The following is a 21,277-nucleotide window of genomic DNA, read 5'->3' as shown; positions in this document are numbered from 1 at the left end:
GATTTCTTCTTATTTATTAGCAAAGCGTTTCTTTTCAATCCAACGCAAGATGGTATCATAGATACTCTTCTCCTCATGGTGCTGAGCCTCAGTGAAGCTCATACGCTCTTCCTTCGTATTACCATACTGGTCAGGGAAGATAATCATGAGATTCTTTCCTGAGAAATATTTCTGTAACTCGTCAGGCAGTCGCTCCAATGCCGTCTTATACGATATGGTACCCTTTCGGGCTGTAACAACCACAAACAGGTGGTCGTCAGCGATGTCGGCAGCCAACTGAGGCAGCTCATTCCAATGGGCCATATAAGTATATTCGGTACGCACGTTGGGGTGACGGTTATTGATATACTCACGGATGAGTGACAGCGACTCATGGCGACCATGAAACTGGATGCGACAATCCAACTGACCAGCCAGACGACTCAATCGTTCCAACCAACGCAGGAATCCAGGTTCGAACTCGGCACGCGACGGCACTGCCACACGAATACGGCGCAACGTGGTCATTGGCTGTACGAAACGTGTCAGGATAATCTGACGGTTCAAGCCATTATACAGACTCTGGATGAAATTACCCCAGAAACGTGGACTGATGTCAGTATGTATGTGCATACCCATGACAATCTCTGAGCAGGCAAACTCGCGAAAAGCATGCTTGATACCATTAGCGATGTTGGTAGCCAAACGCACCTGCGTCTGCACTCTCACCTCGCTGGCACTAGCTGTTTGCTGTAGTTTCTCCAGAAGTCTGAGTCCCTGCTCACGAGCAACATTACTTTTCTCATCATCATAAACCACATTGAGTGCAACCAGATCGCGGTTCAAACGCTGATTGCGCATGAACATCGATAGATACAACAGATGTGGCGCAATCTCTGGATACTTCACACAAAGCAGAATCTTCTCATCATCATCCTTAGGCATATCGCCCTGCAGATGAGCTTTTTCCTGAATGATAATCTTTTTCGCAGCATGCTCAGTCATCATGGTACTGATAATACATGTAAACAGAATCATCATGATAATACCATTCAGCATATCGTCACTCACTAAGTATTCACCAGGAGCCACCTCCAGTCTAATACCCACCATCACCATAGCGATGGCACCTGCCGCATGCGCAGAGGTCAATCCGAACATCATATGACCATCAGCTTTCGACAGACGGAACAGCAGACTGGAAACATAAGCAGCTACAGCCTTTCCAAAGGTACCAAAGAACACGATAAGCAACACTATCCATACCATCTGTACGCTGGAGAAGAGTGTGCCTAAATTAATCAACATGCCAACACCTATCAGGAAATAAGGGATGAATAGAGCGTTACCAATAAACTCAATACGGTTCATGAGTGGCGACACACGCGGTATATACCTATTCAATATAAGTCCCGAATAGAACGCGCCAAAAACGCCCTCGATGCCTATCAAGGAAGATAAGGCTGCACTCAAGAACATCACAGCCATGACAAAGGTGTACTGCATCACGGCATCGCTGTATCGACGGAGGAAATAACGTGTCAACTTGGGTATCAGTATCACACTGCCCACACAGAAGGCAGCAAACTTAATCACAAAAAGCACCCAGAACAGCCAGTTGCTATCCTTGGAGAATGAGCCCGAGATGGCAGCCAACATCACCAGTGCCAGGAACAAGGCAATCATCGAAGAGCCTACGCTAAGTGCCACGCTCTGGTGCTTATGTAGACCATAACGGCCTACTATCGGATAGGCTATCAGCGTGTTCGATGCCATGATACAGCCCAGCAGGAATGAAGCTGCCGATGAATAGCCGAGAATGGCAACCGACATGACATAGGTGAGTATCAGCGGCACCAGACAGGTGAGAAGGCCGAAAAGCAGGAACCGGCGCGAGTGTTTCTTCACGCCTTCCATATCCATCTCCAGTCCGGCCAGGAACATGATGTAGTAAAGTCCTACCCTGCCAAAGAGTTCAAAAGAGTTGTCACGTTCCAGGACATTAAACCCATATTGTCCGATGGCGATGCCCGCCAATACCATACCGATGATATGCGGAATACGCAGTTTACTCATCACGATAGGAGCAAACAGGATAATCATCAGCACCACAAAAAAGACTAAAGTCGGGTCTGTAATCGGCAAATATGATAATAATAATGTCATTTTGGCTACAAAGGTAGGCATTTTTTTGGTAAAATGAAAAAAAAAACATAATTTTGCGGCCAAATTGTAACCATTTAAAGGATTAAGCAAGATGAAAGTAGCAATTGTAGGTGCGAGTGGAGCCGTAGGACAAGAGTTTCTGCGCATCCTCGCTGAGAGAAATTTCCCAATGGACGAACTGGTACTGTTTGGCTCAGAGCGCAGTGCTGGAACGAAGTACAATTTTAAAGGTAAGGAGATTGAGGTCAAACTGCTTCAACACAACGACGACTTTAAGGATGTCGACATCGCCTTCACTTCAGCAGGTGCAGGCACATCGAAGGAGTTTGCCGAGACTATCACAAAGTATGGTGCAGTAATGATTGACAACTCGAGTGCATTCCGTATGGACGACGATGTACCCTTGGTAGTGCCCGAGTGCAACGCCGAGGATGCCCTGAACCGTCCTCGTGGTATCATTGCTAACCCAAACTGCACTACCATCATGATGGTAGTTGTTCTCCAGCCTCTGGAAAAGCTCTCTCATATAAAACGCATCCATGTTGCTTCATATCAGAGTGCTTCAGGTGCCGGTGCCGCAGCCATGGCAGAACTGCAACAGCAGTATAAGGAGATGGTAGAGGATGGTGAGGTAAAAACCGTAAAGAAGTTTGCCCACCAGTTGGCTTATAACGTTATCCCTCAGATTGACGTATTCCAGCCCAACGGCTACACCAAGGAGGAGATGAAGATGTTTAACGAGACACGTAAGATTATGCATACCGATGCCAAGTGCTCGGCCATGTGCGTACGTGTTAGCTCACTGCGCTCTCACTCAGAAAGTGTTTGGATTGAAACCGAGCGTCCCATCAGCGTAGAGGAGGCTCAGAAGGCTATCGCCGCTGCTCCTGGCTGTACACTGAAGGACGATCCCGCCACACTCACCTACCCCATGCCTTTGGAGACTGCAGGCAAGGACGATGTTTACGTAGGTCGTGTACGTAAGGATATCAGCGACGAAAACGGTCTGACCTTCTGGCTCAGTGGTGACCAGATTCGCAAGGGCGCTGCCCTGAACGCCGTTCAGATTGCTGAGTACTTAGTAAAAGTAGGTAATGTTAAGTAAGACAATATTCAGGGTAGCCATTTGGGCTGCCCTGATATTTTCATTAACCGCATGCGGTGCTGGTGACGACGATGGTCGCCGCTTGGGTGAAACGATTGTCGGTACTTGGCAACGAGGTTGGAACCAAGGCGACGTTGTAATTGAAGGTGATACCGATCTTAAGCCAGAAAACTTCTTGTACGATCTGTTCGTATTCCGTAGTGACGGCACATATAACGGCATGGTGCGTAAAGGCACTTTTTCATCCTACGACACCGATGGCGATATCATCTACGAAGGCGACTATCAATGCGACAATCATAATCTGAAACTACAATACACCGACGAAGGTGGCACGCATCGCACCATTCTTGCCCAGGTGATAACATTCAATGAAACAACAATGCAGATTCGTTACGAGGAAGAACAACATCACATCACCGTTACTTTCATCATCCGAAAACAAAGCAATGAAAGTACTGGCTATTCATCGTCTTCAACCACATCCGAGTAGTAGAAGTCCTGATAGTATTCTATTTCACCATAGGCAGAAAAATAGCCCAAACAGCCTCCTGTGAAGTTATCAACGGGATTGGTATTGGTGTTTGTCATCTGTTGCATGGAATACAAGTAGTCATAGGCACGCTGGTCTATGGCGCGAATTACCACTCGCAGTTTATCTCCATCCTGTAACACATCACTATCGTGATCACCATCCCGGAAAAAGGTAAACAACTGTTGAAGTTCCTTATTCGGATTTTTCTCATCCTTCATCACAGCCCAACGATAGCCTATCCCGTTACGATAGATATGCATAAAGTACCAGTTACTCTCATTGGGTAAATCTTGCAACCGCAGGTCACCAAACAGATAGCGTTCTGTCAACATCTTCTTCCAAACCAGTCTGAACGCATTCATCTTGGGAGTACGCTGCATGGTCGAGGTCGAAATATAGTGTTGTCCATCCACTTCCACATCCAATTGGTACTGAGTACCAACGATTCCCTTCAGTTTTGATCTATAGTAACCATCACGCGAAAATGGGATAATGGCCATCGTACCATCACTACCCGTCAACTTCACCACAGCGTTATTCACCTCGCTACTGATAGCGTTATTGCTCATGGCATTAGTCTTGCTTACACGAATTTCGGTACCTGAGGCGCTAAGATGTCCTTCTATCACAAGGCGCGATTCTGCTTCGTGATAATCAATCACTATCTCCTTCTCACAGGACAAGAAAACACCGCAGCATATGATGATAAATAGTAAACGACGCATATCTTAGAATTTGATATTAAACGAAACAGACGGCATGATACCGAACAACGAATACTGCTTAGCTTTGGTGCCTGCACCATACTCGCCATCCTCGAAATTAATCAAGAAGGGGTTATAGCGGTTATACAGATTGTAAATACCAAACACCAGCTGGTGGGTACGATTACGATAGTGCTTGCTCCACACTGCACTCACGTCAAGATGGTGTGAGGCAGGTGCCCGATAGCCATTGCGCTCGGTATAGTAGTAAACCCAGTTATCCTCAATCATATACTTACCACTGGGAGCCGTAAAAGCCTGTCCGCTGTTGAATACCCACGAAGCGCTGAACAACCAGCGTTTGTTAAGTCGGTACATAGCCACCACATTGATATCATGACGACGATCGTTATTTGCATCGTACCAACGTCCCTGATTGATACCATCAATTTTAGTTTTCGACCATGATAGTGTGTAGCCAATCCATCCCGTCAATTTGCCGTTATTCTTACGGGCACTGAATTCCAGACCATAACCTTTGCCCTTGCCAGCCAGCATCAGGCGCTCAATTTCTATCTCACTGGCAAATGATTTTCCATCACGATAATCCAATACATGATTAATCTGACGATAGTAACCTTCTATCGAAAAGTCAAAATCCTGATTGGGAGTCATCATAAAGAAACCACCACTCAACTGATCTGCCACCTCTGGTTCTACAATATTACTGCTCATGGCATAGCGATCGAACGGCGTCGATGTACTCTGATTGCGCAGGGCATGCACATTCTGCGAGGTACGGGTATATCCCAGTTTCACAGAGGTTATGGGTGAAAGGTGATAGTTCAGGGATAGGCGTGGCTCAAGTGTTGTGTGAGTCTTAACTATCTGGTTCTTACCATAGTTATAATACCAGCCTATGGTACCATCTTGTTCTATGTCGTAATACAGTGAACCGCCAAGTGACGAGAACATACTGAGTCTGAGGCCAGCCGAGACATCGAGTTTTTTTGTGATGGGGGCAGCTATATTTAGCCAGACAGCATTATCCCAGGCCCGACGCTGCTCTTTCTCATGCAACGACACTTGCTTCCATTCGGCCGATTTTACATTCAACAAAGCTGTCTGAAATCCCAAATCCAGTGCATATTTATCAAAATCCACATGAAAATCCTGTCGAAAACCTGCCTGACGGATATGACCGGAGAACCAGATGTTTACACCTATAAAATCTATACCATTATCTGTTTGATATCCACTATAATAAACAGTAGACTGTGCATAGGAATTCCCAGCAAAATGATGTAACCATTTTAAACTGGTCGACAAGTTCCTCCAACGGATATCTACCATATCCTCCAGAGCAGTACGGTCATTACCTGTAAAGAAACTAAGAAACAGTTGGTTTTTGTCGTTAATCGTCCAATCAGCCTTGGCATTAATATCATAGAAATACAAGGTATTATCTTTGAAATCAGGAGATAGTTTCAGAAACATATCCAAATACGAACGTCGTGCCGTCACTAAAAACGAGGCCTTATTCTTCACGATAGGACCTTCCAGCGTCCCCTTTGCCGATAACAGACCTATGCTGGCACCGCCATGCAATTCATTTTTGTTTCCTGTCTTCCCGATAATATCAAGCACAGCCGACGAGGCACCTCCATAGGACGCTGGTAACAGTCCCTTATAAAGCGTAGCTGATACCAAAGCATCACTATTAAAGGCAGAAAACAGACCAGCCAGATGTCCCACATTATAGACAGGAGCCATATCAACCAATATCTGGTTCTGAGCAGAAGTACCACCACGCACCTGAAAACTACTCGAAGCATCGCTTTCACTCTTCACGCCTGTCAGCAACTGCATGGATCGTATAATATCCTGTTCACCAAAAATCTGTGGTGAGGCGGTCAGATCTTTTAGTTGCACTTGTTCTGTGCCCGTTTGTATCTGGTTCAGGCGTTGACGTGCAGAATTAGATTTCACCACCACCTCCTCCAACTGTTCCTGTCGCAAGGTGTCTACAGGTTCAGTCGTGCATGAAATAAGCGCCGATAGTAGTAATGTTGATAAAAACATGATGCAAAAATAATAGTTTTTTTTGGAAACTCCAAAAAAATACCTATCTTTGCCCCCGATAATGACAAAAAACTCAAGATTATGAAAAAATTACTTGTTGCCGCAATGGCAATCGTAGCACTTTGTGCTTGTGGAAACGGAGAGAAACAATCTCTCAACTATCGTGGCCTGTCGATGGGTATGCCATTCAAAACATTCTGCGATTCTCTGACTGCCCGTGGTTTTGCAATTGACTCAGCCCATTCCGACTCCGACTTCACCAGAGTGTCGATGTATAATCCCAACCTTAACTATCGCCTGATGTTGGCTCAGAAGAACGACACACTGAAAGCACTTCAGGAGAACTACTACATCTCGACCAATGACAGTACCCGCAAGATGTGGCAACAGTTGCATGACGAATTCGAGAAACAGATTGGCGCCTGGCCTAACATGCTAAAAGACGGAAAGGATCACCGCATAGCAAAATTCGAGGATAAAGGCGGTTTCATCACCCTTACCCTCGAAAATACATATAAACCTACACTCAGTGTACTTTATCAGTTAAAATAGCATGATGGTATAGAGGTAAACAACTGCTGCTGGGATTGCCAGCAACGAGGAATCGAAACGATCCAACATACCACCATGTCCTGGCAGGATATTACCACTATCCTTGATGCCTAAGGTGCGTTTGAAGAGGCTCTCTACCAGATCGCCCCAGGTACCGAACACCACAACCGTCAGTCCAAGACCAGCCCACTCGATGGCTGTCAATCCCAACTGATTCAACTGATACTTATCAGTGAGATAACCTACCAGTACGGCAACGGCCATCACCAAGATACCACCGCCGATACTGCCTTCCCAACTCTTTCCCGGCGAAATGCGGGGGAAGAGTTTATGTTTGCCTAATAGCGAACCACACAGATACGCTCCTGTATCATTCAACCACAGAAACACGAACACCGATAACGGCAGTATAGCATCATAAGCCACAAAACCCTGCAGGGTAGAATGGAATGCCAATGTATTGAGCAAGGAGAATGGCAAAGCAATATAGAGCTGTGCCATCATCGTATAGGCCCAGTTGTGAATAGGATCCTCGTTCTTTAGATACAACTCAGCCACCATCAGATAGATGATTGATACGAGATACGGAATAAATACTGCCGACGGCGTGAGTTCGCTGGTAAAACCCGCCATAGCAAAAAAGAAATACACGCCTGCTACAGTTGAGATCAAGCGGTTCACCATAACCTTCTCGCGATCATTCACCAGTCCAGTAAACTCCCAAATTGTCAGACCTGTAATCAGCGCGAATAGTAGTACCATAGCCTGAGGCCGCAGGAAACTGCACACCAGCACCGCAACGAACAGCACTCCAGTGATGGTTCTTACAACAAAATTACGCATCCTTATCCTCCTTTTCTTCGGTTTTGTTCTCTAATGCTTTCTGCTCAGCAGCCTTAGCTTCCGCCTCCAGCTCCTTAGCTCGCTCTTCGGCCATACGCTCAGCATCAGCCTTCATCTGAGCCTCAAGCAGTTCCTCAGCACGACTTGTCCATGGGCGCTTGCCAAATATCTTCTCAACATCTTCAGCAAAAATTACCTCACGGTCAATCAGCAACTGTGCTAACTGGGCGTGGCCCTCCTTATGCTCAGTCAATATCTGCTTAGCACGCGTGTACTGCTCATTAATCATACGCAGCACCTCATCGTCCATAATCTTAGCGGTTGTCTCCGAATAAGGTTTCTGGAACTGGTACTCAGCATTATTATAGTAGCAAACATTGGGCAACTTGTCACTCATACCGGCATAAGCAATCATGCCATAAGCCTGTTTGGTGGTACGCTCCAGATCGTTCATGGCACCTGTAGAGATATGTCCCACAAACAGTTCTTCGGCTGCACGACCACCTAACAGCGAGCACATCTCATCAAGCATAGCCTCCTTAGTCTGCAGCACACGTTCCTCTGGCAGATACCAAGCAGCACCTAAGGCCTGTCCACGTGGTACGATAGATACCTTCACCAATGGGTTGGCAAATTCGGTAAACCAAGAGATTGTGGCATGACCTGCCTCATGGATAGCAATCGATCGTTTCTCGGCCTGCGTCATTACTTTCGTTTTCTTCTCCAGTCCACCAATAATACGGTCAACGGCATCCAGGAAGTCCTGCTTCGTTACCGTCTGACTATTGTGACGGGCAGCAATCAGAGCCGCCTCATTACATACGTTAGCGATATCAGCACCCGAGAAGCCAGGAGTCTGACGAGCCAGGAAGTCGATATCCACACTCTCATCAATCTTCACGGGTTTCAGATGCACCTTGAATACTTCCTTACGCTCGTTCAGGTCGGGCAGGTCCACATGAATCTGACGGTCAAAACGACCAGCACGCAGCAAAGCCGAGTCGAGCATGTCAGCACGGTTGGTAGCAGCCAATATAATCACACCGCTGTTGGTACCAAAACCATCCATCTCAGTCAGCAGAGCATTCAATGTATTCTCGCGCTCATCATTGCCACCCATGGATGGGTTTTTAGAACGGGCACGACCTACGGCGTCAATCTCATCAATAAAAATGATACATGGACTCTTCTGCTTGGCCTGCTGGAAAAGGTCACGCACACGTGATGCACCTACACCCACAAACATCTCAACGAAGTCCGAACCACTCATCGAGAAGAAGGGAACACCAGCCTCACCGGCAACCGCCTTAGCCAACAGGGTCTTACCGGTTCCTGGAGGACCTACCAGCAGAGCTCCCTTGGGTATCTTACCACCCAAGTCGGTATATTTCTGAGGATTCTTCAAGAAATCAACAATCTCCTGTATCTCCTGCTTAGCGCCAGCCTGTCCGGCTACATCTTTAAACGTAATGCCCAACTCGCCACCCTTTTCATACATTTTGGCTTTGCTCTTGCCAACGTTAAAGATGCCGCCTCCAACACCGCCGCCTCCGCCGCCCATGCGGCGCATCAGGAATATCCACACAACCACGATAAACAGGATGGACAGCAGATTCGGGAAGATAAGCGAGAAGAAGTCGTTATCGTGTTTATTGTCAAAAGCCAAGTCGCCACTAAACACCTTGTCCTCCTTGGCCTTAGCAATAAACTGCTCCACTTGGTCAACACTACCGAATTCAACTTCCAGATAGGGATCCACCCCAGTCTGCTTGGTACTCTGTTTAAACACATCGCGAATGTGCTCAGGCTTCACATACATACGCAAAATGCTTTGTGGTTTATTCACCACAATCTTCTTGGCATAGCCACGTTCTACCATCATCTTGAATTCGCTGTATGTGGCCGTTTTGGCTACGCTACTGTTTTCTGCACCACCATTAGTAAAGTAAAGCAGTGCCAAGGCCGCAATTGCAATGAGGTATATCCAGCTCATATTGAACTTGGGCATATTCATCTTTGGGCCACGATCCTTATTGGGTTTCTGATTATTATCCATATACCTTATTATATATAGTTAGTCAAGATCAGGGATTCTAGTCAGCGGGGCATCCTCCCACAAATGCTCCAGATCATAATAGTCACGCACATCAGGCAAGAATATATGTACCAATACGTCCGTATAGTCCATAGCAACCCACTGAGCATTCTCTAATCCTACCACATGAGCAGGTTTCTCACCCAATTTCTCACGTACCATATCGCCTATCGATTCAGCGATGGCCTCTACCTGTGTTGGCGAATTACCAGTGCAGATAACGAAGTACTGGCAGATAGTTCCCTCTATTTTTGTCAGGTCGGCTACAACAATGTTGCAACCTTTTTTTTCCTGAATTGATTCTTTAATTGTTTCTACAAGTTGTATCATTAATAAAATATCTGTTATTTTGTTCGCAAAGGTAGTGCAAATTGGGCAAAAAACAAAGAAAAAGTGAAAAATTTGCGGTTTTTTATAATTTTTCCCCAAAAAATTTTGGTAGTTCAAGAAAAAGTAGTACCTTTGCACCCGCAAAACAGAGCAAGAGAGTTCTCAAGCAAAAACATTTTGGGGTATGGTGTAATGGTAACACTGCAGATTCTGGTCCTGCCTTTCCTGGTTCGAGTCCGGGTACCCCAACTAAAAAACGCTAAGCATTAAGCTTAGCGTTTTTTGTTAATACTCTATTTTATCCGTTTTCGAAGTCCATAGACGGAAAGTGTGCAGGGCCTCATCACGCAAGAGAGGTGTGATGGGAACAGTACGTTTATCCATCGGACGCTCCAGTTCTTCGTAGATGAAGTCGTCGGCGAACTGGATATCACGGGCATCCTTACGGGTATTACCATAGAAGATGCGACCGATACGAGCCCAGTAGATTGCGCCCAAACACATGGGGCATGGCTCGCACGAGGTATAGATGGTACATCCCGACAAGTCGAACGTACGAAGTTTACGACAAGCCTCACGGATGGTATTCACCTCTGCGTGAGCCGTAGGATCATTATCAATGGTGACACTGTTGCTACTACCGGCTACAATCTCGCCATCCCGCACGATGACGGCACCAAAGGGACCACCGCCTCGCTCAACACTTTCGTTGGCGAGGCGGATGGCTTCTCTCATAAACTTTTTATCTTGTTCTGTTATCATCCGCACTATTGTTTATTTTCCGCATCAATAGCCTTGATTTTCTCACGAATCAGGTTCATATCATCTTTCAACTTCTGGACCTTGCGGTTCATCTCGTCAATAAGACTGTTACCCTTCTTTGAGCTGGCATTCAGGAAGCCAAGGTTATTTTCATAGGTTTGAATCTCCGACTTCAGGTTCTCATACTGGCGGAACAGACGTGTGCGCTCATTATCGAGGGCATTCTCACCACGTTCAGCCACCTGCTTCAGATTCTGCTTAAAGTTGCTCAGTTTTCGCTTAGCCACACTGATGTTCAGATCCTTATAGAGCTTATCAAGCACAGCATGGAACTCCTTATAGAGCTTATCCTTTTCTTTATAAGGTACGTGACCAACGGCGTTGTATTCCTCAACAAGTTTCTGTACTTTCTCAGCAACGTCCTCACCAGCCTCAGCAGCAAGTGCCTTCAACTGCTCTATGATGCTCTGCTTCTTCTCCAAGTTCTCGCGCTCCTCGCCGCGCTGACCAGCACCTGCGGCATTACGTGCTTCGAAGAAAGTATTGCAGACTCCCAGAAACTCCTCCCACAGCTGGTCACCCAACTTCTTGGGCACCATACCAATGGTTTTCCACTCTTTCTGCAGGGCAATAAACTTATCGCTGGTAGATTTCCAGTCAGTAGAATCCTGCAGCGACTTTGCTTTCTCGATCAGTGCACGTTTCTTATCGGCATTCTCCTTGAAAGTATCCTTCAGTCCTTTGAAATAAGCAGCCTTACGACCGAAGAAATCATCGCAAGCAGCACGGAAACGCTCAAAGATCTTGACATTCATCTTCTGAGGAGCAAAACCAATGGTCTTCCACTCTGTCTGGATATCAATAATCTGCTTCGTATGCTTTTCCCAGTCACCGCTACCCTTGTTTTCCTCTGCTGCAATGGCCTCAACCTTCTCGCAGAGCACAGTCTTACGGGCCAGATTGTCTTCTTCCTTGGCACGAACACTCTCAAAATGCTGCTGATGGCGCTTATTGATGACACTTGAAGCTGCCTTGAAACGATTCCAGATCTCCTCACGCTGCTCTTTGGCAACAGGACCAATCTCACGATATTCCTGATGCAACTTCTGCAACTGATGGAATGCACTGATTACATCTTCCTCGTCAGCCAGTTTCTCGGCGGCCTCACAGAGAGCGGTCTTCAGTCCAAGATTCTTCTTAAAATCATATTCACGAGCTTCGCTGTTCAAACGAAGCATATCATAGAACTGTTCTACGTAAAGCTGATAATTGCGCCACAGTTCGTTGGCCTTATCAGCAGGTACATTCTTTATTTCGCGCCACTGATCCTGTAGCGTTTTGAACTCCTTGTAGTTCTTGTTAGCCTCATCGGGAGTAGTCACCATAGCCTTGATGCGATCGATGATAGCCAACTTCTTGGCGAGATTATCCTGCTTCTCTGCCTCCAGCTCCTTAAACACCTTTGCGCGACGCTCCTTGATGATGCCCATCTCAGCCTTGAACGACTCTTCATCAGGATCAGGCGTGTACTGATACTGCTCAGGATCGCCACCTGCATCGAGATACTCCTTCAACTTGGCTTCACGCTCAGCTACATGCAGCTTATAGAACGAAGTCTTCAGATATTCCACTTCATCCTTTTGTGGTGTTTCCTCACCATGAGCAATGTCCTGCAGACGATGCAATACATCAGCCTTTGTCTCATAGACGGGACGCACAGGCTCTTCGGCAACAGATTCAGAGCTTTCGATTGTTTCTACTTGAGAGGTAACCTCCTCGTTAACTACTTCTTCGTTTTTACCCAGTTCGAGGGCATTCTCTTGAGAGTCCATCATTTAATACTTTTTAGTTACTGAATAAATGATGCTTAGCATCATCACACATTTGGTGCCAAAATTAAGCATTATTATTTAAATAACCTAATTTTTTGGCGTTTTTTTGCTGTTTTAGGGCTTAAACCAGTCGTTTATGCCTGAAAACGCCCCATGCAACGGCCGAAACGGCCACTGAAATGATGACTGCCAAGATAAATCCCCAAGGCTTCGACTCCATGCCATTTACAAGGTTCATGCCAAACATGGAGGTGACAAGCGTAGGAATCATCATAAGGATAGTAACCGTGGTAAGCGTACGCATCACTGTATTCATATTGTTATTGATGATACTCTGATAGGTATCCATGGTCGACTCAAGAATGTTTGAGTAGATCATCGTGGTTTCGCGCGCCTGTGTCATCTCAATGTTTACGTCCTCTATCAAATCAGCATCGAGTTCGTCGATCTGTAACTTGAACTTCAGTTTCGACAACAAAGTCTCGTTACCACGGATGGAGGTTTGGAAATACGTCAGCGAATCCTGGAGACGGCTCAGTCCAATCAGACTTTCGTTGTTCACCTCCTTGTCGAGGTTACGCTTTGCCTTGTCGACCAGCATAGAGATTTGCTTAAGTCGCTTCAGATACCATACGGCACTCGACAGGAACAGACGGAATATCATATCTACATGGTCAGTGAAGCCCTCACCACGCTTCTGCTGGAAGCTCACAAAATCAATCATCACATTGGTTTCGTAGAAACACACGGTGATGGTAACATCGCGTTTGTGAATGATTCCAAGGGGCACAGTGGTATATGGTGTCCTTGAGCGAACCTCCTTCACATAAGGAATACGGAGGATGATAAGCATCCAGCCATCATCGTATTCGTAACGGGCACGCTCATCGGTATCGCTGATATCCGACATGAAGTAGTCGGGGATATTAAATTTCTCTTCTAGTTCGCGCTGGTCATCTTCGGTGGGACATGTCACCTGTATCCAGCAATTGGGCTGCCACTCCTGGAGCTGGCTCAGCCCGCCTTGGGTATTCCAGAATGTCTTCATCTTGCTAATCCTTAAAGAGTTTAGCGGCAAGAGGATTAGCGGTCTTGCCTGCCATCCTCCAGCCTAACAGTTGTTACTATTCGCCGGGTAATCGTCCATAATTTGTATATATTTGATTTATCGGTTGCAAAGTTAATTAAAAAACACGGACCTGCCAAGCAAAATCCGTGTTTTTTAATTATTTTTTATTTCTCAGGAATCACTTCGAGGGTGCGCTTCAGGAGTGTCCAGAAAGGCTCAACGGTAGCAATGAGTGCACGCTCTGTTGTAGTATGAGGTGATTTCATTGTAGGACCGAAGCTAACCACATCCAGGTGTGGATACTTTCCAAGGATGATTGAACACTCCAGTCCGGCATGATCCACCTGGATGATACCCTCCTGACCGAACAGAGCCTTATACTCCTTACAGAGCAGATTCAGGATCTCACTCTCCGGGTTGGGATCCCAGCCGCCATAGCTGCCAGCAGTCTCCACCTTCATGCCAGCCATATTGAAGCAGCTCTCCAGTGTCTTCACGATGTAATCCTTCATATCCTCGCGACTTGAACGAGCCAGAATCTTCAGCGAAGCCTTACCCTCGCCGATGTTGATGATAGCAAGGTTCGACGATGTTTCAACGACTGTAGGATAGCTTGGAATCATACGAATGACACCGTCGTGACAGCCATAGATTGCATTAATCAGATTGTCCTGAATCTCAACGGGTACCTCCATCTTCGGTGTTTCCACCTCCTCGCAGAGTACCTCGATGCCACTCTCAATACCTTTGTATTCATCCTGGAAATCGTCCTGCCAGTCAGCGGCAAGTTCCTTCAGTGCTGCAACGTTCTCTTTAGGCAAGGTGAGTACAGCCTCAGCCTTGAAAGGAATGGCATTACGCATGTTTCCACCCTGCCAACCAGCCAGACGAGCCTCGCACTCCTCGATGGCCTCGCGAACCAGGCGAACCAACAGTTTGTTGGCATTGCCACGTCCCTCATGAATCTCCAGTCCAGAGTGTCCACCGCGCAGTCCTTTCACCGTTACCTTGACAGCCGCATCATCAGCATCGGTCTCCACTTCTTTATAATCGAGTGTAGCAGTTACGTCGATACCACCGGCACTACCAATCACAAATTTACCCCAACATTCTGAGTCGAGGTTCAGCAGAATATCACCGTTCAACTCACCAGCGGGCAAAGCATTGGCACCAAACATACCCGTTTCCTCGTCGGCCGTAATCAGAGCTTCAATCGGTCCATGTTTCAGAGTTTTATCCTCCATCACGGCCATGATGGCAGCTACACCAAGACCATTATCAGCACCTAAGGTAGTACCCTTAGCTTTCACCCACTCGCCATCAATCCATGGCTGGATGGGGTCGGTCTCAAAATTATGGGTACTCTCGGGTGTTTTCTGAGGCACCATATCCATGTGGGCCTGCAGGATGACACCTTTCTTATGCTCCATGCCAGGAGTAGCGGGTTTACGCATCACAATATTGTCGGCAGGGTCCTTAAAGGCCTCTACCCCCGCCTGCTTAGCGAAATCAAGCAGGAACTGCTGTACTTTCTCCAGATGTCCAGAAGGACGGGGAACCTGAGTCAGTGCATAGAAATTCTTCCAGATGCACGTTGGGTTGAGATTTTTAATTTCACTCATAGTTATATCTTTTTAGGGTTTAAACGTTTTGTAAACAACAAGGCAGCCCAAGCGTAAATGCCCAAGACGATGACCAGCATGGTCTGGACGGTATGTACAATCAGGACGAACCACAAGGCCTGTTCGTCAGCTACACCATAAAGGATAAGCATGGTCTTGATGGCGAAATGCCAAGGTCCCGCCCCATTAGGGGTAGGCACGATTACAGCGAAATTAGCCACCACAAAGGATACCAGAGCACACCCCAGTCCTAAGTTCTCAGTAAAGTCGAAACAGAAGAACGTGAGATAATAGTGCAGGAAGTACATCACCCAGATGCCGATAGAAAAAAACAGATAGAGTGGCAGGTTCTTCACCCTTTTCAAGGAGAGTACACCCTCCCAGATACCACCTAACGTCATTTTCACCTTATTATATATAGAGAAATTCTTCAGCAGCAGATGTAGCAATATCAGCACAGCCACACCACAAATAGCCGTTACCAGCCAACCTGTCAGTGAGAAACCATTCAGGATACGATCCATCGAAGTACCTGTTTTACGGAAGAACGTACCAAACACGCTCATCTCAAGCAATAGGATGATACCTGAATAGAGCATTACAATCAGTGTATCGACAGCGCGCTCGGTGACCACAGTGCCTAAGGCTTTCGAGAACGAAACGCCATCATAACGCTTTAATATCGCACAACGCGAGAACTCTCCGATGCGCGGAATCACCAGACTGGCAGCATACGATATGAATACCGCATAGATACAAGTGGTATGGCGCGCCTTGACCTTCTGCCCATCAGCAGCCTTTTCTGTGGTACTGGGACTCAAGTCATCGATAGGATCCAAGGTCTGTTTCCAACGCCAGCCTCGGAACATCTGGGCCAGGATACCAAAGGGAAACGAAAGAAGCATCCACGTCCAATTCATCTCCTCTGTCAGCACACGGCTAATCGATGAAAAATCCTCGCCCCGATACATCCACCACAGGATAGCGCCACCCAATACAAAAGGCAGCACCACCTTAGCTATGCTACTGATGATGTTTTTTAATTCCATGACTGCAAAAGTACAAATTAAAATTGATACGTGTCAACGAAACCCCATTTTTTTGGTCTTTTTCCCATAAAAACTTGGCTGTGTGCGCAAACAGCCGTACCTTTGCAGCGGTTTTAAGGATAACATATAAAGAATTAGAGAAAGGAAATTAATTATGGTAACATTAGAGACAAGTTTTTTACTGATGACCATGGCTGCCTTTGCATTAGCAGTATCACTGGTAGTAACCGTTGCTGTTAACATCGACAACAATAAGTAATCAAACACACGTAAAAGGTAGTCGCAGATTTAATCAATCTGCGATTTTTTTGTGTCAGATTTAGAAAAATCACGATTTATTTTGTTTTTCTCTCGTTTATTCGTATCTTTGTCGCCATGAAGCAAGTAAGACCCAAGAAAAACCTCGGTCAGCATTTCCTGACCGACTTGAATATCGCCAAGCGCATTGCCGACACCGTTGATGCCTGTCCCGACATCCCTGTTCTCGAAGTCGGCCCTGGCATGGGTGTGATGACGCAGTATCTGGTTGAAAAGCCTCGTCCCTTCAAGGTGGTCGAGATTGACCGTGAGAGTGTTGCCTATCTACAGGAACATTTCCCACGCCTCAACGACAACATCATTGGTGGCGACTTTCTACGCATGGACCTGCACGAGGTGTTCGACGGGCAGCAGTTTGTGCTCACCGGCAACTACCCTTACGACATTTCTTCACAGATATTCTTCAAGATGCTCGACAACAAGGACCTCATACCCTGCTGTACAGGTATGATTCAGCACGAGGTAGCTGTCCGTATGGCATCGCAACCCGGCAACAAGCAGTACGGCATTCTGTCGGTACTCATTCAGGCATGGTATAACGTAGAATACCTGTTCACCGTAGAGCCAGGCGTGTTCAATCCACCGCCCAAGGTACAAAGTGCCGTGATCCGCATGACGCGTAACGAGGTGACCGACCTGGGGTGCGACGAGCAGTTATTCCGTCGCGTGGTCAAAGCCACCTTCAACCAGCGTCGTAAGATGCTACGCGTATCACTACGCCAGATTTTCGACGCCAACCACCCAGCCCCTGCAGGTTTCTTCGACGACGAGATGATGACGCGCCGCCCTGAGCAGCTCTCCATCCCCGAGTTTATCGAACTCACTAACAAGGTTGCCACTGCTATTACACAGTAGCAACCTTGTATCTTAATAACGTTTCAATTAGCGTATAGATGCACAAAGGATTAGAACCTATAGCGCAAACCGGCACAGAGTATGCCTTTCTCGCCCGCACCAGCCTCAACAAATCCGCGGACATTGCCGCCAAACTCGATACCCAGGGCTGTAGCCTGAAACATGAATGTGGTGAGTGTCTCATCCTTGGCATTCGGATCTTGAGCCTTAGCTTCGCCCTCGACAGAGACTGAAGCAAACATCACACCGGCAGAGAGAGCCGAATACATGCCAAACGCCTTTTTACGCAACCAGTTGAACTTTACCGAAGGCATCACTGTGATGAACGTCTCATTCAAATCCTTCGTTTTGGTTTCATTGTCCACAGCATCACAACCTGCAAATACTGCCACACCACCTACAGCCACAACCGGCGAGATATGGTAATAGTACTCGACACCGACAGGACCCCACCATGAACTCTGGTCGCCAGCAGCGGCAGCGAACCCACTTGTAACGTACGAGACAACATTTGAGGCCGACTCAATACCGTGAAACACACCGATTTCATTTTTCTTGTCCTGAGCATCAGCGCTCATCGTAGCCATCATGACAGCTACCACCATTAAAAAGAACTTTTTCATGACTGTATCTGTTTAATAAACATATTTTTCTTCATAGACCATTGCGAATATGACAGTTCGCCATGCTAAGTACTCATATCGTGCACTAACATTCCCACAACAATAACAAACAACACTATTGCTATGGCTAACAGCATTATCAGAACTATTTCCATACTCTCAACATTTATTGTATCACTTGTTATACCTTCTATTACTACGGGGTTCGTCGAGTGTCATCAACTGTATAGCCATGACAAGTACCACTAAGGTGAAGAACACCAATATCATCAGAGTTGTTTCCATATCTTAGAAATATATTATTACTAACAGAGTTTTTTTCATCGTTTATATTGTTTATAAGTTATTACCATTGTGGTTCATATCGAGGACCCACAATCTTACAATCATTGCTAACACCACAATGGCAAAGCCCATCAGAATCAACAGATTTGTTTCCATATGCAATTACGAGTTTCACATTTCCGGGTGCAAAGATAAAACAAAAAGTCTGTGCCCACAAGAGCACAGACAAATGGTCGGACGCTTTCAGACAAATCGTCGGATAAAACGACGAATTATCGGACCAAACGACATGACGTCGGATGGTTCTACGGGTTGTAATTCGTTTGTTTATAGGTTGTTGGCGTCATGCCATACTTAGCGCGGAAGTTGCGGGTGAAGGTGTCGGCACTGGTAAATCCGCTGGCCTGACTCACTTGTTCAACGTTCAGTTCGGGCTGACTGTTCATCAAACTTACAGCATAATCAAGACGCAGTTCACGGACGTATGCCGGCAACGACACACTATCGCTCCCCTGCGAGAAGGCAGCTCCGATACGTTCCTTCGACAACCCGGTACGATCGATGAGCGACTGGCGTCCGAACTCTGGCTGCAGGAACAGCTTTTCATTCTCAATCAGATCGCGCAGACACAGAAACAGTTGTTCATCGGTAAGTGTGGTAAAATCAGAGATGCAGAGTCCCGCTCCAATAGTGGTTGTATCAGCCTGTTCTGCCGGATCAGCAATTCGACTGTTTTGAGCAGGAGGATCAGACACCTCAGCTTCCTGCTCCTTCCTCTCCTGCTGAGCCTGTTTCAAAGCCCTGTACTTCTCCTTATACTCTACTGCCTCAGTAATCTGACGGGCCAGAATACGGTTGCGACGCTTGGTGATGCGCCACTGCAGAAAGGCATAAAGCCCTAAGGCCAGAATAAGCAACGACGCAGTAGTGACAGCCATACTGATAGTTGTGACGAAACGGTTCTGGGCACGCTGCTCTGCTATCTGGCGCTCCTTTCCCTGGGTGTCATAGATGGTAGCGAGCTCAGCCGATTCACTACGCTTCTGATGTACGAGGGCAGAATCGTAAACCTCGGATATCTGCATAGCCACTCGGAGGGCAGAGTCACGACGTCCGGCGTGGTAGTTAGCACGTAACTTGGGCAAGAGGTTATTACCGATAGTTTCCAGATCGTACTCATAGCCCCAATCCCTGATAAACTGATCTAAATGCATATAGTTATCAGCTGCCTCGGAATAGCGACGGGCTGCCACCAGATAATCGCAACCATTAATGCGACCTTCGATACTCTGTCCGAAGTCGGTACTAGAATAGGCGGCATAATTGTGGTAGGCATCGGCTATCTGACCACGCATCTGGCACACCTCTGCACGATGGAGTAATACCAAGGCACGCAGCGTCTTCACCTCTTTTTCAATCGGCTTAGGCTGCTTCTCATAGAGAGTAACCAGCGAGTCCATACGGTCGACCCACACACCAGCCTCATCAAGTTTATGATGGAGATGTGTAACAGCAATATTCTCAAGGGTTTGTATGCTGGCAGCTATTCCACGGTTCGTTGAGTCGTTAGGCGTTTGCAATACCCACTTGTACGCCTCGGCATAGCTTTTAGCAGCCTCATCATGACGCTCAAGCATCATCTGCGTGTCGCCAAGACTCAGGTAGAGTGTCTGTAATTCGGATGGACGATTAGAACCGTCCACACTCTTCAACTTGTCGATAAGGCGGAGAGCTGTACGCATGGCGTTGTCGTAATCGCGATCGGTAGTCAGCATGATGACGAGGTTAGTTCCGGCGTGGATATACTCCCAGAAGTCCTCGGCAGGAGGATTCTCGATCGCAACGACGCGACGGAAACACTCGATGCACTTATCCATCTGTCCCATCTGGAAATAGGCTACGCCACGATAGCCTTCGGCGCGTATCGGCGAGAGTTCACCAATAGCTGCCAGACTATCTGTAACAGCAAGGAAATGCTTAAAGTCGCCGGAAAACCTGGCAGCCAGTGCAATACTATCGCCATGTGTGCGAATCATCTTTTCTGGAATGCGGCCCTGTTTCTCACTGCGCTTACTGCCACAAGCTGCGAGCATAGTAAGAAGAGTAACTACACCTATTATATATATATACTTAATATTTCTCATCATCTATAGTTTTACGGGTGCAAAGGTACACAATATTTTAAAAACCTTAAAATAAATCCAAGTTTTATTGCACTTTTTACCCATGTTTTCTTGACGTAGACGACAAAAATGCCTACGAATCGTCCGACAACCTGTCGTTTTATCCGACCGATTGTCTGCTTTATCCGACGATTTGTCTGAAACCGCCCGACCATTTGTCTAAGCTCTTGTGGGAACGGATTTTTTGCTATACCTTTGCACTCGGAAAGTTGAAACGTCCTTTCTTTATCAATAAAATATAACCTAATAATCAATTATCCTTTTGACAATGTCGCAGTTGTTATATGG

The 21,277-nt window shown here is 46.6% G+C and carries 17 protein-coding genes and 1 tRNA gene; 5 read left to right on the top strand and 13 right to left on the bottom strand.

The window, feature by feature from the left end:
* Positions 1 to 9: 9 nt before the first annotated feature.
* Positions 10 to 2,145 (bottom strand): cation:proton antiporter, encoded by a 2,136-nt coding sequence (locus T491_RS0102835; protein ID WP_028902531.1) that lies wholly within the window; start codon positions 2,143 to 2,145, stop codon positions 10 to 12.
* A 91-nt stretch (positions 2,146 to 2,236) separates the two neighbouring features.
* Between T491_RS0102835 and T491_RS0102830 the strand changes: the two genes are divergently transcribed.
* Together T491_RS0102830 and T491_RS0102825 are read left to right on the top strand one after the other, a co-directional pair.
* The gene (locus tag T491_RS0102830; protein ID WP_028902530.1) at positions 2,237 to 3,250 is read left to right on the top strand and encodes an aspartate-semialdehyde dehydrogenase; all 1,014 of its coding nucleotides are present in this window, start codon (positions 2,237 to 2,239) and stop codon (positions 3,248 to 3,250) included.
* The gene (locus T491_RS0102825) at positions 3,240 to 3,743 is read left to right on the top strand and encodes a lipocalin family protein (protein ID WP_028902529.1); all 504 of its coding nucleotides are present in this window, start codon (positions 3,240 to 3,242) and stop codon (positions 3,741 to 3,743) included. Before T491_RS0102830 ends, T491_RS0102825 begins: the two co-directional genes overlap by 11 nt.
* On the opposite strand, the gene T491_RS0102820 is transcribed toward T491_RS0102825, so the two are convergent.
* On the bottom strand, positions 3,713 to 4,510 hold the full coding sequence (locus T491_RS0102820; protein WP_028902528.1) for a DUF4249 domain-containing protein: 798 nt from the start codon (positions 4,508 to 4,510) through the stop codon (positions 3,713 to 3,715). The two genes, T491_RS0102825 and T491_RS0102820, sit on opposite strands and share 31 nt — an antisense overlap.
* Before the next feature lie 3 nt (positions 4,511 to 4,513).
* Positions 4,514 to 6,571: a TonB-dependent siderophore receptor gene (locus T491_RS0102815; protein WP_028902527.1), complete on the bottom strand. Its 2,058-nt coding sequence runs from the start codon at positions 6,569 to 6,571 to the stop codon at positions 4,514 to 4,516.
* A gap of 81 nt (positions 6,572 to 6,652) precedes the next feature.
* Here T491_RS0102815 and T491_RS0102810 point away from each other — a divergent pair, with 81 nt between their 5' ends.
* Positions 6,653 to 7,123, top strand: a complete 471-nt coding sequence (locus T491_RS0102810; protein ID WP_028902526.1) for a hypothetical protein — start codon at positions 6,653 to 6,655, stop codon at positions 7,121 to 7,123.
* On the opposite strand, the gene T491_RS0102805 is transcribed toward T491_RS0102810, so the two are convergent.
* The 3 genes from T491_RS0102805 to rsfS are packed head-to-tail and all read right to left on the bottom strand — an operon-like array spanning position 7,115 to position 10,391.
* Positions 7,115 to 7,966, bottom strand: coding sequence for a phosphatidate cytidylyltransferase (locus tag T491_RS0102805; RefSeq protein WP_028902525.1), 852 nt, complete (start codon positions 7,964 to 7,966; stop codon positions 7,115 to 7,117). The two genes, T491_RS0102810 and T491_RS0102805, sit on opposite strands and share 9 nt — an antisense overlap.
* Positions 7,959 to 10,022 carry an ATP-dependent zinc metalloprotease FtsH gene (gene ftsH, locus T491_RS0102800; protein ID WP_028902524.1) on the bottom strand — a complete coding sequence of 688 codons (2,064 nt, stop codon included), beginning with the start codon at positions 10,020 to 10,022 and terminating at the stop codon, positions 7,959 to 7,961. The genes T491_RS0102805 and ftsH overlap by 8 nt, the downstream gene beginning before the upstream one ends.
* An 18-nt stretch (positions 10,023 to 10,040) precedes the next feature.
* Positions 10,041 to 10,391 (bottom strand): ribosome silencing factor, encoded by a 351-nt coding sequence (gene rsfS, locus T491_RS0102795; RefSeq protein WP_028902523.1) that lies wholly within the window; start codon positions 10,389 to 10,391, stop codon positions 10,041 to 10,043.
* 178 nt (positions 10,392 to 10,569) lie between these two features.
* Between rsfS and T491_RS0102790 the strand changes: the two genes are divergently transcribed.
* Positions 10,570 to 10,640: transfer RNA gene (locus T491_RS0102790), tRNA-Gln, on the top strand.
* Between the two features lie 36 nt (positions 10,641 to 10,676).
* On the opposite strand, the gene T491_RS0102785 is transcribed toward T491_RS0102790, so the two are convergent.
* The 5 genes from T491_RS0102785 to T491_RS0102765 form a co-directional block, all read right to left on the bottom strand.
* Entirely contained in the window at positions 10,677 to 11,153 is a 477-nt protein-coding gene (locus tag T491_RS0102785) for a nucleoside deaminase (protein WP_197018783.1), read from the bottom strand.
* 5 nt (positions 11,154 to 11,158) lie between these two features.
* The gene (locus T491_RS0102780) at positions 11,159 to 12,985 is read right to left on the bottom strand and encodes a DUF349 domain-containing protein (protein ID WP_028902521.1); all 1,827 of its coding nucleotides are present in this window, start codon (positions 12,983 to 12,985) and stop codon (positions 11,159 to 11,161) included.
* A gap of 121 nt (positions 12,986 to 13,106) precedes the next feature.
* Positions 13,107 to 14,033, bottom strand: a complete 927-nt coding sequence (locus T491_RS0102775; RefSeq protein ID WP_028902520.1) for a magnesium transporter CorA family protein — start codon at positions 14,031 to 14,033, stop codon at positions 13,107 to 13,109.
* A gap of 185 nt (positions 14,034 to 14,218) precedes the next feature.
* Positions 14,219 to 15,676: an aminoacyl-histidine dipeptidase gene (locus T491_RS0102770; protein ID WP_028902519.1), complete on the bottom strand. Its 1,458-nt coding sequence runs from the start codon at positions 15,674 to 15,676 to the stop codon at positions 14,219 to 14,221.
* Positions 15,677 to 15,678: 2 nt separating this feature from the next.
* Positions 15,679 to 16,725 (bottom strand): lysylphosphatidylglycerol synthase transmembrane domain-containing protein, encoded by a 1,047-nt coding sequence (locus T491_RS0102765; protein WP_028902518.1) that lies wholly within the window; start codon positions 16,723 to 16,725, stop codon positions 15,679 to 15,681.
* 375 nt (positions 16,726 to 17,100) lie between these two features.
* Between T491_RS0102765 and rsmA the strand changes: the two genes are divergently transcribed.
* Positions 17,101 to 17,898, top strand: a complete 798-nt coding sequence (gene rsmA / locus T491_RS0102755; RefSeq protein WP_028902516.1) for a 16S rRNA (adenine(1518)-N(6)/adenine(1519)-N(6))-dimethyltransferase RsmA — start codon at positions 17,101 to 17,103, stop codon at positions 17,896 to 17,898.
* Positions 17,899 to 17,948: 50 nt separating this feature from the next.
* On the opposite strand, the gene T491_RS0102750 is transcribed toward rsmA, so the two are convergent.
* Positions 17,949 to 18,521: a hypothetical protein gene (locus tag T491_RS0102750; protein WP_155950002.1), complete on the bottom strand. Its 573-nt coding sequence runs from the start codon at positions 18,519 to 18,521 to the stop codon at positions 17,949 to 17,951.
* Between the two features lie 590 nt (positions 18,522 to 19,111).
* Positions 19,112 to 20,953, bottom strand: a complete 1,842-nt coding sequence (locus T491_RS0102740; RefSeq protein WP_028902514.1) for a helix-turn-helix domain-containing protein — start codon at positions 20,951 to 20,953, stop codon at positions 19,112 to 19,114.
* Positions 20,954 to 21,277: the final 324 nt, after the last annotated feature.

Source organism: Prevotella sp. P6B4 (genome assembly GCF_000619985.1).
Lineage (GTDB): Bacteria > Bacteroidota > Bacteroidia > Bacteroidales > Bacteroidaceae > Prevotella.
The sequence above is the reverse complement of the archived record's forward strand: the minus strand, read 5'-3'. Positions and strand labels throughout refer to the sequence as shown.